General features: G+C 72.2%; 10 protein-coding genes. 5 read left to right on the top strand and 5 right to left on the bottom strand.

What is annotated here, in order from left to right:
* Nucleotides 1–41 precede the first annotated feature (41 nt).
* The 3 genes from AC54T1_RS01565 to AC54T1_RS01555 all read right to left on the bottom strand — a co-directional run bounded on the left by AC54T1_RS01565 (nt 42) and on the right by AC54T1_RS01555 (nt 3,197).
* Nucleotides 42–554, bottom strand: coding sequence for a GNAT family N-acetyltransferase (locus tag AC54T1_RS01565; protein WP_496910772.1), 513 nt, complete (start codon nt 552–554; stop codon nt 42–44).
* A gap of 74 nt (nt 555–628) precedes the next feature.
* A complete protein-coding gene (locus AC54T1_RS01560) occupies nt 629–2,182 on the bottom strand; it encodes an NCS1 family nucleobase:cation symporter-1 (RefSeq protein ID WP_496910771.1) in 1,554 nt (517 codons plus the stop codon).
* A gap of 136 nt (nt 2,183–2,318) precedes the next feature.
* Nucleotides 2,319–3,197: an aminoglycoside phosphotransferase family protein gene (locus AC54T1_RS01555; RefSeq protein ID WP_496910770.1), complete on the bottom strand. Its 879-nt coding sequence runs from the start codon at nt 3,195–3,197 to the stop codon at nt 2,319–2,321.
* 102 nt (nt 3,198–3,299) lie between these two features.
* Here AC54T1_RS01555 and AC54T1_RS01550 point away from each other — a divergent pair, with 102 nt between their 5' ends.
* The 3 genes from AC54T1_RS01550 (at nt 3,300) to AC54T1_RS01540 (ending at nt 4,960) form a co-directional block, all read left to right on the top strand.
* Nucleotides 3,300–4,298: a chymotrypsin family serine protease gene (locus AC54T1_RS01550; RefSeq protein WP_484343578.1), complete on the top strand. Its 999-nt coding sequence runs from the start codon at nt 3,300–3,302 to the stop codon at nt 4,296–4,298.
* 49 nt (nt 4,299–4,347) lie between these two features.
* Nucleotides 4,348–4,566, top strand: coding sequence for a hypothetical protein (locus AC54T1_RS01545; RefSeq protein ID WP_496910769.1), 219 nt, complete (start codon nt 4,348–4,350; stop codon nt 4,564–4,566).
* Between the two features lie 103 nt (nt 4,567–4,669).
* A complete protein-coding gene (locus tag AC54T1_RS01540) occupies nt 4,670–4,960 on the top strand; it encodes a DUF6458 family protein (protein WP_484343576.1) in 291 nt (96 codons plus the stop codon).
* A gap of 110 nt (nt 4,961–5,070) precedes the next feature.
* Here AC54T1_RS01540 and AC54T1_RS01535 read toward each other — a convergent pair whose 3' ends face one another.
* Together AC54T1_RS01535 and AC54T1_RS01530 are read right to left on the bottom strand one after the other, a co-directional pair.
* On the bottom strand, nt 5,071–7,350 hold the full coding sequence (locus AC54T1_RS01535; protein WP_496910768.1) for a SpoIIE family protein phosphatase: 2,280 nt from the start codon (nt 7,348–7,350) through the stop codon (nt 5,071–5,073).
* A gap of 82 nt (nt 7,351–7,432) precedes the next feature.
* Nucleotides 7,433–7,909: a hypothetical protein gene (locus AC54T1_RS01530; protein ID WP_496910767.1), complete on the bottom strand. Its 477-nt coding sequence runs from the start codon at nt 7,907–7,909 to the stop codon at nt 7,433–7,435.
* 169 nt (nt 7,910–8,078) lie between these two features.
* On the opposite strand from AC54T1_RS01530, the gene AC54T1_RS01525 reads away from it, so the two are divergent.
* Both AC54T1_RS01525 and AC54T1_RS01520 read left to right on the top strand, forming a co-directional pair.
* Nucleotides 8,079–12,680, top strand: coding sequence for a DUF7927 domain-containing protein (locus AC54T1_RS01525; protein WP_496910766.1), 4,602 nt, complete (start codon nt 8,079–8,081; stop codon nt 12,678–12,680).
* A 56-nt stretch (nt 12,681–12,736) separates the two neighbouring features.
* Nucleotides 12,737–13,417, top strand: coding sequence for a histidine phosphatase family protein (locus AC54T1_RS01520; protein ID WP_496910765.1), 681 nt, complete (start codon nt 12,737–12,739; stop codon nt 13,415–13,417).
* Nucleotides 13,418–13,467 lie beyond the last annotated feature (50 nt).

Below are 13,467 nucleotides of genomic sequence, written 5' to 3'. Positions count from 1 at the left end.
GAGCGCTCCCGCTCATGTGTGACCGACGTGTCGCGGTCGGCTCAGCCGTGCTGCGCACCGCGCGCGGGGCGGGTCATCCGGAGCTGGCGCACGTCGTCGTGGACGCGGGCTGTCCCGTCAGGGACGAAGCCGTTCTTGGCGTAGAAGGCCTGCGCGCGTGGGTTGGGGTCACCGACCCACAGTGCGACGGCCTCGTCGTCCCGCACGACCGCCTCGAGCAGCGCTGTTCCCGCACCGGACCCGTGGTGCTCGGCGAGCACGTAGAGCACGTAGAGGTGCTGCGTCCATGCTTCGTCCTCGACGGGCCCGGACATCGCGATCCCGATCACCGATCCGTCCAGCTCCGCGACGGCGACCCGGTTGTCCGCCCATCGGCTGTCCGTGAGCGCGGCGGTCCAGAACCGCTGACGGCCGGGGAGCAGTCCCGGGTCGTCGAGGACGGTGTCCGTCATGAGGGTGCCGCGATAGGTCTCCTGCCAGGACCGGACGTGGACCAGAGCCATGGCGTCGGCGTCCTCGCGGCCAGCAGGGCGGACGCGAGGACGGGCGTTCATGGCGTGGAGCCTAGCTGCGGTCGTCGCGCCGGTCGATGCCCGCGGGTGGGCCGGTGGCGGCCCACCCGCGAGGCTCACTCGGCCTCGGCGGGTGCGGCCAGGGCGACCCCGCGCATCGCGACGACGTAGAACGTCGCGCCGAGGAGCGCCCCGATGACCCACGCGAACCCGCTGAGGTCCTTGAGCGCGTCTACCCACACCGCGCTGACGGAGAAGATCGCCGCGACGGCGAACGCCCCGACCGCCCGCAGGTTCCAGCCGCGGGTGAAGTAGTAGGCGCCCTCCGGGGAGGCGGAGTAGAGGTCGGAGACCTTGAGGCGCTGCTTGCGCAGGAGGTAGTAGTCGACGACGAGGATGCCGTAGAGCGGGGCGAGGACCGCGCCGAGGGTGTCGACGAACGTCGGGAGCCCGATGCTGCTGATGACCGCGACCCACAGGGCGCCGATGACGAACGCGACCGCAGCGGTGATGTACCCGCCCTGCTTGAAGCTGATGCGCTGAGGGGCGAGGTTGGACAGGTCGAACGCCGGCGGGATGAAGTTGGCGACGAGGTTGATGCCGATCGTCGCGACGAGGAACGTCACGGCCGCGAGGACCGTGAGCGGGACGCTGCCGGTGAGGCCGACGATCTCCGCGGGGTTGGTGAGCGGCTCGCCCGTGCCGTCCTGGTAGACGATGTACGCGCCCGCGGTGATGAACAACGACAGGAACGTGAAGAACGCGAGGCTCACCGGCAGCCCGAGGAGGTTCCCCCGGCGCATCGAGCCCTCGCTGCGTGAGAACCGCGCGAAGTCGCCGAAGTTGATGATCACGGCCGAGAAGTACGCGATCATCGTGCCGATGACGCCGACGAACGCGGTGACGGCCGCGCCACCGGTCACGGAGTCGTTCGTGAAGATGGACCCGACGGCCGGCAGGAGCTCGTCGCCCGCCTGCACCCACACGGCCACGAGCAGCAGGATCATCACGAGGTAGACGGCTGGCCCGGCGATGTTGAGGAACGCCGTGATCGAGTCCATGCCCTTGAGGAACAGGCTCACCTGGATGACGGACACGATGACGTAGGAGACCCAGTCGACGGCGTCGAGGCCGAGGAACGTGCCGCCGCCCGGCGTCCCGAGGATCGCGTTGAGCGCGAGGGCGACGGCGGTGGACGCGAAGTACGTCTGGGCGCCGTACCAGAAGATCGCGACGATCCCACGGACCAGCGCCGGCAGCTGGGCGCCGCGCACGCCCATGCTCGCGCGGGCCATGACCGGGTAGGGGATGCCGTACTTCACGCTCGGGCGGCCGGTGAGGTTGACGAGCGCCATGACGATCGCACCCGCAGCGACGATGGCGAGGAACACCCACCAGCCGCTGATCCCGGCGGTGATGAACAGGCTCGCCGCGAGCGTGTACCCGGCGAGGCTCTGCACGTCGTTGGTCCACACGTTGAAGATCTCGAACGAGCCCCACCGGCGCTTCTCCTGCGGGAGGGGAGCGAGGTCCTCGTTGTGCAGGGACGCGTGCGGGTCGCTGAGGACGAACCCGCCCGTCGCGGCCGCGACACGGTCGGAGAGGCCCGGGGCGGACGGCGTGCCCGACGTGGTCGGCGGGCCGGAGCCGGCGTCCTTCTGGATGGTCATGAACGCTCCTCGAGGGGCGGTGGCAGAGGGGATCGACAGCGGGTCGCTGTGCCGATCACGCTAGCCACGGGCCCCTGACCAGGGGTTTCCGCCGGATGAAGATTTGTTTCGCCCAGGGGTCGGGTGCCCCTGTGCCTCACCGGGTGGCGCGCAGGAGCCCGTCGGCGGTGCGCCCGATCTCCCGTACCGCGGCGGCCGCGGAGTCGCCGGGGTCCCCGGCGTGCCAGGTCGCGGACAGTCCCGTCCACGCGACGACCCACCGCAGGAGGCGCTCGCGGTCGAGGTGCGCGGTCTCGCAGATCACCCGCACCTGCCGGTCGAGGCGCCCGGGCACCCGCGCGACGTCGTGGGTGGGGTTGCAGACGGTGTTCGCGTAGTCGAACGCCCGGTCGCCGGTGAGGAACTTCGGGTCGATGGCCAGCCAGTGGCCGCCGCCGTCGAGGACGTTGCCGTGGTGGACGTCCCCGTGCAGCACGACGACCTCTCGCTGGTCAGCGAGGAGCTCGCGGGCGACCCCCGCGGCCCGGCGGGTGAACGCCGGTGCGTCGGCGGGGTGGTCGAGGAGGTCCCGGAACCAGGTGTGCAGGGGGACGAGACCCGCGGGCGGCGGCGGGTGGCCCGCGTCCGCGTCCTCGCGCCCGACGGCGTGCAGCTGCGCCACCACCCGGCAGAGGACCCGGGTGGCACGGGCGTCGTCGAGCATCCACGACGGCGACCCGACCGCGCGCGCTGCGACGCGCGTGAGGGACCGGTGACCGGTGGCGCGCTCGACGACGATCGCGCCGGCGTCGTCATGACGCAGCACGCGGGCCGCCCCGCGCCCCGCCCACCAGACCATGAGCCGGCCACCGTCGCGTTCCTCGGCCAGCCGGGCGACCTTGAGCATCGCCGGTGCGCCGTCGACGAGCACCGGGCGGAGGTGGCTCGATCGCGTCGAGACGGCCCGCCCGTCCGCCGTGAGGCCCCACCGGGCGACGAGCTCGTCCGGGTCGGGCGGGATCCAGGGCTCGGTCATCGTGGGACCACGGTAGTGCGACCGGCAACCGATGTCGGAGGGCAGGGTCAGTATCGGGCGCATGTCCAGGTATGTGTGCCTGGTGGTGATCGGGGGGCGGGCATGGATCAGGACGAGGCGCGGGAGATCAAACGGCAGCTGGTGGACTACGTGGCAGGGCTGGTCGACGACGGCATCAGGCCGAGCGGGGTGGAGCCGCCGACGCCGGGCGTCGCGCTCGGTCTCGCGCCGTTGCCGGACGGCGGGTTCGGTGTCGCGGTGCGGTACCGGCTGGGTGTCCCACGTGCGCGGATGGTCGCTCGGCGCGTGGCGGAGCAGGTCGGACCGGCGGTCGACGTGCGCCGTACCGGTCGGATCTTCGCAGGTCCGCGACCGTCGCCCGCGCACGCCCGCCGGCCCGTCGTGACGAGGCTGGCAGTGGGGGAGACGGGCCGTGCGCGACCGTTGCGGCCCGGTGTCTCGATCGCGCACCGAGACGTCAGCGCGGGGACGCTCGGCGCGGTCGTGCGTCGTGATGGCGTGCTCTACGCCCTGTCCAACTACCACGTGCTCGTCGGGTCGCCCGCAGGTGCTGTCGGTGACCCGGTCCTGCAGCCTGGGCCCGCGGACGGTGGGAGCGACCCGCAGGACCGCATCGGGACACTCGCGGACTTCGTCCCGCTGGCGCGCGGGACCGTGGCCCCCGTCGACGCGGCCATCGCCCGGCTCGACGACACCGACGTCGACCTGCGCTACCCCGAGGTCGGGGCCATCACCGCCGTCGCAGACGCCTCCGGTGGCGAGGAGGTGCTCAAGGTCGGCCGGACCACCGGCCTGACCCGGGGCAGGGTGACGGCGATCGAGCTCGACGACGTCGTCGTCGGGTACGGCGAGGAGCTCGGCGAGCTGCGGCTCGACGACCAGATCGAGGTCGAGAGCACCGGCGTCGGGCCCTTCTCGCGCGGCGGTGACAGCGGATCGCTCGTGTACCGGACCGACGGCGTCGCGCTCGGTCTGCTCTTTGCGGGCAGCGAGAGCGGGGGAGAGAATGGGTCCGGGCTGACCTACCTCAACCCCGTCACGACGGTCCTGCGCACGCTCGGGGTCGCCCTGGAGGCCTGAGGCCGGTGGTCCACCGAGATCCGGTGGGCGGCCCCGAGGCGAGGTGGGCATGGCTGACCTGGAGATGGCGCGGCACGCGAAGGTCGTCCTGCGCTCGGAGCTCGCCGGCCGGGACGGTATCCGCGGTGTGGGCATCACCCGCAGCGACGACGGCTACCTCGTGCAGGTGGACGTCGAGCGCGAGGCGGACCGTGACACCGTGCCCGCCACCGTGGACGGCGTGCCCGTCCTCGTCCGGATCACCGGGCGCCTCCACGCAGGGGGCTGACCCTCCGGGGCCGGCTCCGCGTTCGACGAGCGGAGCCGACGGTTGTGCGGGAGGGTGTCTGCCGGGGGCAGCACCAGCTCGTTCCACCAACCAAGGAGTCAGCATGGGTTTCGGAATCGGTCTCTTCCTGCTTGTCGTCGGCGCGATCCTCGCTTTCGCGGTCCAGGACCCCATCTCGGGAGTCGACACGGTGACGATCGGCTACATCTGCCTCGCAGCCGGAGTGCTTGCGCTCATCATCGCGTTCGCGATGAACAGCCGGCGCACCCGCACGACGCACAGCGAGGTCGTCGACCACACCGCGACCCCGGCCGCGCCCGTGGCCGGCACCGGCGCACCGGTGGCAGGTTCGACCACGCGTCGGGAGAGCATCCAGCGCACCGACGGTCTGTGACGGGCACGGGCTGAGAGCCAGCCCGCGCCCCACCCAGCGGACCCCCGCCGACCATGCGTCGACGGGGGTCCGCTGGCGTCCATGGCCGCACGGCGATGGCGCGCGCAGGCTCAGAATGCGCGGCGCAGGACGAGGAGCGTCGCGTCGTCCACCGAGGCGGGGTCCCGCGTGACCCGCAGCACGGCGTCGACGTCTGAGCCGTCAGCGATCGCGGACTGGAGGCGGCTCACACCGACGGCCAGCATCTCGCGGCGACGCTCCACGAGGCCGTCGCTGAACAGCGTGAGCGCCCCACCCCGCGGGATCGTCACCCGGCCCGTCCGGGCCACGACGTCACCGACGCCGAGCGGCGGTGAGCCCAGCACGCTCAGCCACCTCGAAGAGCGGTCGCCCGCCGCGACGAGCGGCGGAAGATGCCCGGCGGACGCGTACTCGGCCTCGCCCGTCGCGGTGTCGACGAGGGCGACGACGAGGGTCGCGAACTGGTCAGGCATCGCCCAGCGCACGACCGCGTTGAGCTCGGTGATCGCGGCCCCGGGGTCCTGCGACCGCAGGAGCAGGGCGCGCAGCGAGTTGCGCATCTGGCCCATCGTCGCCGCTGCGGGCAGGCCGTGCCCCGCGACGTCGCCGATGATCACTGCGAGACGACCGTCGGGAAGCACGAGTGCGTCGTACCAGTCGCCTCCCACCTGGCCACCGCCGGAGGGCTCGTACCGCGCGTCGAGCGACCATCCGTCCACCTGCGGCAGAGCCGCGGGCAGCATGGAGCGCTGCAGCATCTCGGCGGCGCGCAGGTCCTGGCGACCGCGCAGGTAGAGCGCCTCGACGAGGTGGCTGCGGAGCTGTGTGGCCGACTCGAGGTCGTCGTCCGACCACGGCGTGCTGTGCCCGCGGACCTCCTCGCGCCACCGGTCGAACGACTTGCGCGGGCTGAGCCGCACCGTGTCGTCCTCCTGGAGCGCGATCGCCTTGTTGTGCGGGTCGCCGCCCCAGTCGACGCTGCGGGCCTCCTCGCCCCGCAGCCACAGGACGGCCTGGCCGTCCGGCAGCACCACAGCCAGCACACCGGCGACGTCGGTCGTCCCGGCCACGCCGGGCGCCGCCCCGACGAGGTGGTCGGTGACGGCGACCTCCTCACCCGTGGACTGCGCCCAGCGCAGGAGGTCGTCGACGACCGAGTCGTCGGGGATCGTGCCGAGCGTCGCGGTGCGTCCCTGCGAGCGCACGAGCACACCCCCGGCTGGCACGAGCTCGAGCAGGCCGTCGTCCTCCGTGAGGGCCGTGGTGAGCGGCACCTCGTCACGACGGCTCTGGGCGACGAGCCGCGCGAGGATCGCGCCGACGCGCCGCGACGTCTCGATGCGCTCCTCCTCGACCTGGGCCACGAGGCGCAGGGACAGCGAGGAGCCGAGGAACTCGGCCGCGACGCGCACCCCGAACGGTGGGCTGTGCGGCCCGGAGTAGTGGTGGCACGCGATGAGCCCCCAGAGCCTGCCGTCCCGGATGAGAGAGATCGACATCGACGCCCGCACACCCATGTTGCCGAGGTACTCGAGGTGGATGGGCGAGACGCTGCGCAGGGTGGCGTGGGTGAGGTCGAGCGGCGCACCGATGACCGGGTCCGCGGTCGGCACGATGTCGCTCGGGACGTACGAGACGTCCGAGATGAGACGCACCCAGTTCTTCTCGTAGAGCGCCCGCGCCTGCACGGGGATGTCGGTCGCGGGGTAGTGCAGACCGAAGAAGGAGTTGAGGTCCCGTCGCTTCGCCTCCGCGACGACCTCGCCGTTGTACTCCGCGTCGAAGCGGTAGACCATGACGCGGTCGAAGCCGGTGAGGTCACGGATGTGCACGGCCGTGCGGTCGAAGAGGTGCGTGAGCGTCGAGGAGTTGTTGAGCTCGGCGACGGCGTCCCGGACGAGCTGGTAGGTGTTCGCGTACGAGAACGGGCGCGGGCCGTCGGCTGGCTCGAGCTCGACGACGAGGACGGCGGCCGGGGCGTCGGGGTCGTCGACGCCGGGCGACACCGCTGACCGGTGGAGGATCGCGTCCATGGCGACGACCGTCCCGCGCACGTCGACCATGACGAGCAGGGGGTTGCGGGCCAGGAGGTTGGGGGACATCTGCACGTGGTGGGTGATCACCGTCGCGGCCGCGGGGCCGAGCGTGTCGGCCAGGGTGCTACCGACGACGTCCTCGACCGGCCTGCCGAGCATCTCCCCGACGTTGCTCGAGACCTGCTGGACGGTGCAGTCCGCCTCGCGGACCGCCAGCAGCACCCCTCGTGGCTGGATGCGTCCGGGGATGTGGATGGGCTCCCGTGCGCAGTTGTCGAGGTCGATCTCCTGGCCGGGGGCGACGAGGGTCGGGTCGACTCCCGGGGCCGTCATCAGTGTCGGCCGAGCTGGGCGCTGAGAAGCATGGGGCCAACGATACCCAGCACGTCCGACACATCGGGACGTTCCGCGACGGTCAGTCCTCCGGCGGCGACACGGCGTCGTCGGCCTGGACGTAGAAGTTGGGGCCGTCGGGCGTGAGCTCCGTGACCGTCACCGTGATGCCCAGGCGTGAGCCGTCGGGGATGTCCTCGGACTCGAGGCCGTCGATGACGCGCCAGCAGCGCTGCTCCTCGTCGACGATCGCGTCGAGGTCCCCGTCGCACTCGACCGGGTACTCCGTGCCCGTCTCGCTGTCCATGAACGCCGCGACCTGGTCGGCGAGGTCCGACGCGCTGATCGTCTGCACGTCGCCGGACATGTCCTCGTCCTCGGACGGCTCGTCCGTCGGCTCGTCGGCCTCCTCGTCCTGAGCCGGCTCGGTCGTCTCCGCGCTCGCGCTCGGCGTCGGCTCGGTCTCCGTGTCCGCCGGGTCGTCCGAGCACCCGACGAGGGTGACGACGAGTGCGGCGGAGCCCACGAGGGACAGGGCTCGGCGGATGGCTGGCGACATGGTGGACCTCGCGAGAAGGGGATGGGGAGCCCACCGTATCGACGCTCGGTGCCTGCTGCGCGGCGGGACGTGCCGGCGAGAGTTTTTGTCCCTGGGTATCCAGAAATCCCATTCATGCCTATTGTGTGAATCGCACCATGGGGGTGCGATCGCCCGGGGGGGAAACGACATGGCTGTCAGTTCGCTACGCGTATGGCGGCTCGTCGCCGCATTGCTCGCCGGGGTGGTGGGCCTCGGGCTCATCGGGCTGTCCGGCCTCGCGCCCGCGCAGGCAGGCGGGACGGGGAGCCTGCCCATGGCCGTACCGCCGGCCACGGGCAACACCTCGGTCATCACCGTGCGCGTGGGCGCCGACCGCACCGGGACGACGGGCGTCTCGGGACTGGCCGGGACCACCCTCCAGCTCTACGACGGGACGACCGGACCGACGACCCCCGTCGACGAGGCATGGGCCACCTGCACCTCGGACGCCGACGGCGACTGCAGCTTCGTCGTCCCCGAGACGCAGACCGGTGCGATCGGGTGCTTCGCCGGTGCGGGCGCCAACTGCGACCGCAGGTTCTGGATCGTCCAGACCGGGGTGCCCGCCGGGTTCACCCAGAACTCGGCGTTCCGCACCGGCAACGGCGACGGCACCGGTTCCCAGTCCACCCCCCACCAGTTCCGCACGGGCGGAACGCTGCGCGCAGGCAACACGTACCGCTCCACCACCGACTTCATGGTCGGGACGGGCAGCACCAACCGCAGCGCATCAGGTGGCATCTGGCAGCAGTCCAGGACCAACCCCGAGCCCCTGCAGCAGTGCGGTCTGAGCGTCGCGATCGCCCTCGACCTCTCGGGCTCGGTCAGCGAGTCGCAGCTGGCCGACCTCAAGGGAGCGGCGGACACGTTCGTCAACTCCCTCGTCGGGACACCGTCGGAGATGGCGCTCTTCTCGTTCTCCTCCGGAACACCCGCCGACGGCGCCACGCAGAACTACCCGGGCCTCGTCTCCGTCTCCACACAAGCAGCAGCAGACGCGTTCAGGTCCCGCTACGCGCCGTGGACGTCGGGTGGCGGGACGAACTGGGACCGCGGGCTCGCCGCAGCGGCAGAAGCCAGCGACTCCTACGACGTCGTCGTCGTCATCACGGACGGCAACCCCACCTTCTACGGGCAGCCCGCTGAGGGCCCTGGCAACTTCACCCGCATCCGGGAGATGGAGAACGCCGTCTTCTCGGCCAACGCGGTCAAGGCCGAAGGCGCCCGGGTGCTCGCGGTGGGCGTCGGCGCCGGCGTCGACCAGCCCGCCACGGCACCCAACCTCGCCGCGATCTCGGGACCCACCGCCTACGACGGCACGAACGCCCAGACCGCCGACTACTTCCAGGTGCCCGACTACGGGGTCGTCGGCCAGGCGCTGCGGCAGCTCGCCCTCGGGGACTGCGCGGGCTCGTTGTCCGTCGTCAAGCAGGTCGTCGGCACCAGCGGGAGCATCGCGGACGCGACCCTCGGGGGCGCCGGCTGGACGTTCGACGCGTCGACGACATCCACCGGCGTGACCGTCCCGGCGACGGCGACCACGGACGCCTCGAGCGCCGTGAACTTCCCCCTCACCTACACCGGTGGCGCAGCGTCCGGCACCATCGAGATCCAGGAGCAGGTGCAGGACGGGACGGCCGTGTTCCCTGTCGACGGCGCGAACGCCGTGTGCTCCGACCTTGATACGGGCGCGGCCGTGGCCGTGACGAACTCCGGTACGGCCGGGTTCACCGTGGACGTACCGAGCACGACAGCCGTGAGCTGCACCGTCTACAACCAGCGGGCCGCGCCGGCCAGCGTCACGGTCGAGAAGGAGTGGGTCATCAACGGCGCCGACCCGGTCGCCGAGGGGAACCAGCCGGCGGGCTTCACCTCGCAGCTGACGCTGACCGGTCCGGGCAGCGCCGGCGCGACCGAGCAGGCATGGGACGTGACGCGCTCGGGCTACGTGGCGGGGGAGTCGGTGACGATCAACGAGGACGTGACGCTGCAGGCACCTGACATCGATGCAGACCTGTGCACCGTGTCGACCCCCGAGCTCGTGGTGATCGACGGCGAGGCGAGCTCGGAGCCCGTCGGACCGGACGGCTACACGGCCACCCTCGCTGAGGGTGACAACCTCTACGTCATCCGGAACACGGTCGACTGCGAGTCGAGGCTGACACTCCTCAAGGACGTCGAGGGAGACGCCGACCCCGCGCTCTGGGACCTGTCCGCGCTCCCGGCGCCCGCTGCCCCCGCCGGGCAGCTACCCGGGCCGAGCGGAACCGCGGGCAGCGCTGAGGTGACCGACCAGTCGGTGACTGCCGGCGTGCCGTACCAGCTCGCCGAGTCCGGAGGGTCTGCGACCTATTTGCAGGTCGACCAGCGCACCGATCTCCAGACCTACCCCCTCTCCACCGGATCGTGGTCGTGCCTGCGGATCAGCGCCACCGGGGCCGTGGTCCCCGGCTTCAGCGACGGTCTCAACGGTGGCGTCACGGTGCCGATCGGGGAGCGCATCCAGTGCACGGCGACCAACCAGACGGCCCAGCTCACGCTCGCGAAGGAGGTCATCAACAGCGCTGGTGGCACGGCCACCCCGGCGGACTTCACGTTGCGCGCGGAGCCGAGCTCGACGCCTACGGTCCCCGGGCTCCAGGCGGTGGAGGTCGCGGGGGCTGACCCGGACGTCGCCCAGCCGGTCGAGATCCGACCCGAGCACACGTACACCCTGAGCGAGAGCGGACCGCCCGGGTTCACCCAGACGTCCCTCGAGTGCATCATCGACGGGGTCCCGCAGGAGGTCACCGAGATCACTCTCGGCCGCGGGGAGTCGGTCGCGTGCACCTTCGTGAACGTCGACAACCCCGCGGAGCTCACCCTGCGCAAGGTCGTCGATACCGGGACGACGGGTGCGACGCAGACCCCTGCCGACTGGACCCTGACCGCGACGCCGCAGGCCATCCCTGACCAGGACCCTGTCTCGGGGAACGGCGAGAACGGCGTGACGGCTGAGCCGGTCGCCGCGGGCCGCTACACCTTGAGCGAGTCGGCCGTCGCCGGGTTCGACGCCGGGACGTGGGAGTGCGTCGACGCGGACGGCGGGACGGTGTCCGTCGTCGACGACGCGGTGACCCTGGCCAACGGGGCGAGCGTCACGTGCGAGATCACGAACACGGCGCAGCCCTCGACGTTGACCCTGGAGAAGGAGGTCACGAACGACAACGGGGGCACGGCGGCACCCACTGACTGGACCCTCACTGCTGCCGGCCCGACGCCAGGCACCACAGGGGTGACGGGCGACCCGGCGATCACGGGCGCGACCGTCGCGATCGGCAGCTACGCGCTGTCGGAGGCGGGTCCCGCGGGCTACGCGGCGGGCACGTGGGCCTGCACGGTCGGCGGGGCACCCGTCCCGGTGGTGGACGGCGCGGTGACCGTCCAGCTCGGCCAGGACGTCACGTGCACCATCAGCAACGACGACCAGCCGGGGACCCTCAGTCTCGTCAAGCAGGTCGTCAACGACCACGGCGGGACCGCCACAGTCTCCGACTGGACCCTCACGGCCGAGGGGCCGACGCCGGGGATCAGCGGACCGTCCGGGAGCGCCGCCGTCACGGGCGTCGCGGTGTCGGCGGGCGAGTACGACCTCAGCGAGACGGGCGTGCCGGACTACGTCCCGTCGGACTGGGTCTGCGAGGGTGGCGCGCTCGACGCGTCCACCGTGACGGTCGCCAACGGCGCGACCGTCACCTGCACCATCACGAACACCTTCGATGCCCCCGTGCTCACCCTCGTCAAGGACGTCATCAACGACGAGGGCGGCACGGCCGTTCCTGAGGACTGGACGCTCACGGCCCAGGGGCCCGAGCCGGTCGCCGGGACGACGGGCAGCCCCGCCGTCACCGCGGTCCGGGTGGCCCCGGGGAGCTACACGCTGGGCGAGACCGGGCCGGAGGGGTACACGACGCCCGGCTGGGTGTGCGAGAACGAGAGCGGTCCCGTGGTGTTCGACGGGACGGTCCTCGACCTCGCAGCGGGTGACGACACGACGTGCACCATCACGAACATCGACACCCCGGTCCCGACGCTGAGCACCTGGACGGTCGACAAGGCGAGCGACCCGGCCCCCGGGACGCAGGTCCGCCCGGGTGACGTCGTCACCTACACCGTCCGTGTGGGCATCGTGACCGGGGAGCGGGCCGACGACGTCCTCGTCACCGACGACCTCAGCGACGTCCTCGACGACGCGACGTTTGTCGAGGGCAGCCTCACCTCGACCGCGGGCGTCGCGACACGGGCCGGGACCGGGATCTCGTGGCGGCACGACACGCTCGTGGGGACGCAGGTCCTCACCTACCAGGTCCGGGTCGACGACGACGTGAACGGGGACGTCCTGCGCAACGTCGTGACAGCCCCCGGCACCCAGCCGTGCGCGCCGGCCGGACCGGCACTCGAGCCCACCCTCGCCGGGGTGAGCGCCGCAGCAGCGCAGGACGAGGAGTGCAGGACGACGTCGCACCCGACGCCGACGGTCGCTCCTCCCACGCCGTCCGACCCCACGCCGCCGCGGCCGGACGCGTCCGGCGGCGCAGCGTTCTGGGGAGCCCCCGGGCGCGGCTGGCTGCCCTTCACGGGTGGTCCGGGCATGTGGCTCGCGCTCGGTGCGCTCGCTCTGACCGCCGCGGGCATCGCGGTCACGTGGGGCGCGCGGCGCACGGGTGGTCCCGTTCGGGGCGCTGTCCGGGACGACGACCTGGCGGACTAGGCGACGGACGCTCGTACGATGGACGGCGGTGGGGCCCTCCCACCGCCGTCCCACCCATGGAGCTCCCCTTGCGCCTGCTGCTCGTCCGCCACGGCCAGACCCCCTCGAACGTCGCCGGTGTGCTCGACTCCGCCCGACCCGGTCCCGGCCTCACGGCGTTGGGAGAGCGGCAGGCGGCCGCGATCCCCGCGGCACTCGACGGCACGCCCCTGGACGGGATCGCCATCTCGACGCTCACCCGCACGGCGCTCACCGCGGCGCCGCTCGCCGCGCACCGCGGCCTCGAGCCCGTCGTCCTCGACGACCTGCGCGAGGTCGAGTCGGGCGACCTCGAGGGGACCACCGGTGCGGACGCCCACCGCCGGTACCTCGAGACGTGCTTCGCGTGGGTGCACGGCGACCTCGGGCGTCGGATGCCCGGTGGTCCGGACGGTACGGAGTTCTTCGCCCGCTTCGACGGCGCCCTGCAGGCCGTGGCGAGCACCGGGTGGGCGACCGGCGTCGTCGTGTCCCACGGGGCCGCACTGCGCACGTGGGCGGCGGCGCGGGTGGACGGGCTCGACATCGAGACCCTCGCGCACACCCAGCTCGCGAACACGGGCCTCATCGAGATCGAGGGCGACCCGGTCCGGGGATGGACCTTCGTCCGCTGGTCCGACGGCCCCATCGGCGGACCGCACCTCACCACCGAGGCGGCCGACGACCCGACGGGCGAGCCGATCGACGCGCTCGACTGAGCGGACGCGGCGTGGGGAACGCGACACCGGCACGACCGGCGCCCGCTGGG

The organism is Sanguibacter sp. Z41_6 (assembly GCF_059621145.1).
Note: the sequence above shows the minus strand (reverse complement) of the source record. Positions and strands in the feature narration are given on the sequence as shown.

Bases quoted from the DNA above. Each gene is read 5' to 3' on its own strand.
- AC54T1_RS01530 (WP_496910767.1), bottom strand. From the start codon at position 7,909: ATGTCGCCAGCCATCCGCCGAGCCCTGTCCCTCGTGGGCTCCGCCGCA.
- AC54T1_RS01560 (WP_496910771.1), bottom strand. From the start codon at position 2,182: ATGACCATCCAGAAGGACGCCGGCTCCGGCCCGCCGACCACGTCGGGC.
- AC54T1_RS01550 (WP_484343578.1), top strand. From the start codon at position 3,300: ATGGATCAGGACGAGGCGCGGGAGATCAAACGGCAGCTGGTGGACTAC.
- AC54T1_RS01545 (WP_496910769.1), top strand. From the start codon at position 4,348: ATGGCTGACCTGGAGATGGCGCGGCACGCGAAGGTCGTCCTGCGCTCG.
- AC54T1_RS01555 (WP_496910770.1), bottom strand. From the start codon at position 3,197: ATGACCGAGCCCTGGATCCCGCCCGACCCGGACGAGCTCGTCGCCCGG.
- AC54T1_RS01520 (WP_496910765.1), top strand. From the start codon at position 12,737: ATGGAGCTCCCCTTGCGCCTGCTGCTCGTCCGCCACGGCCAGACCCCC.
- AC54T1_RS01525 (WP_496910766.1), top strand. From the start codon at position 8,079: ATGGCTGTCAGTTCGCTACGCGTATGGCGGCTCGTCGCCGCATTGCTC.
- AC54T1_RS01535 (WP_496910768.1), bottom strand. From the start codon at position 7,350: ATGACGGCCCCGGGAGTCGACCCGACCCTCGTCGCCCCCGGCCAGGAG.
- AC54T1_RS01565 (WP_496910772.1), bottom strand. From the start codon at position 554: ATGAACGCCCGTCCTCGCGTCCGCCCTGCTGGCCGCGAGGACGCCGAC.
- AC54T1_RS01540 (WP_484343576.1), top strand. From the start codon at position 4,670: ATGGGTTTCGGAATCGGTCTCTTCCTGCTTGTCGTCGGCGCGATCCTC.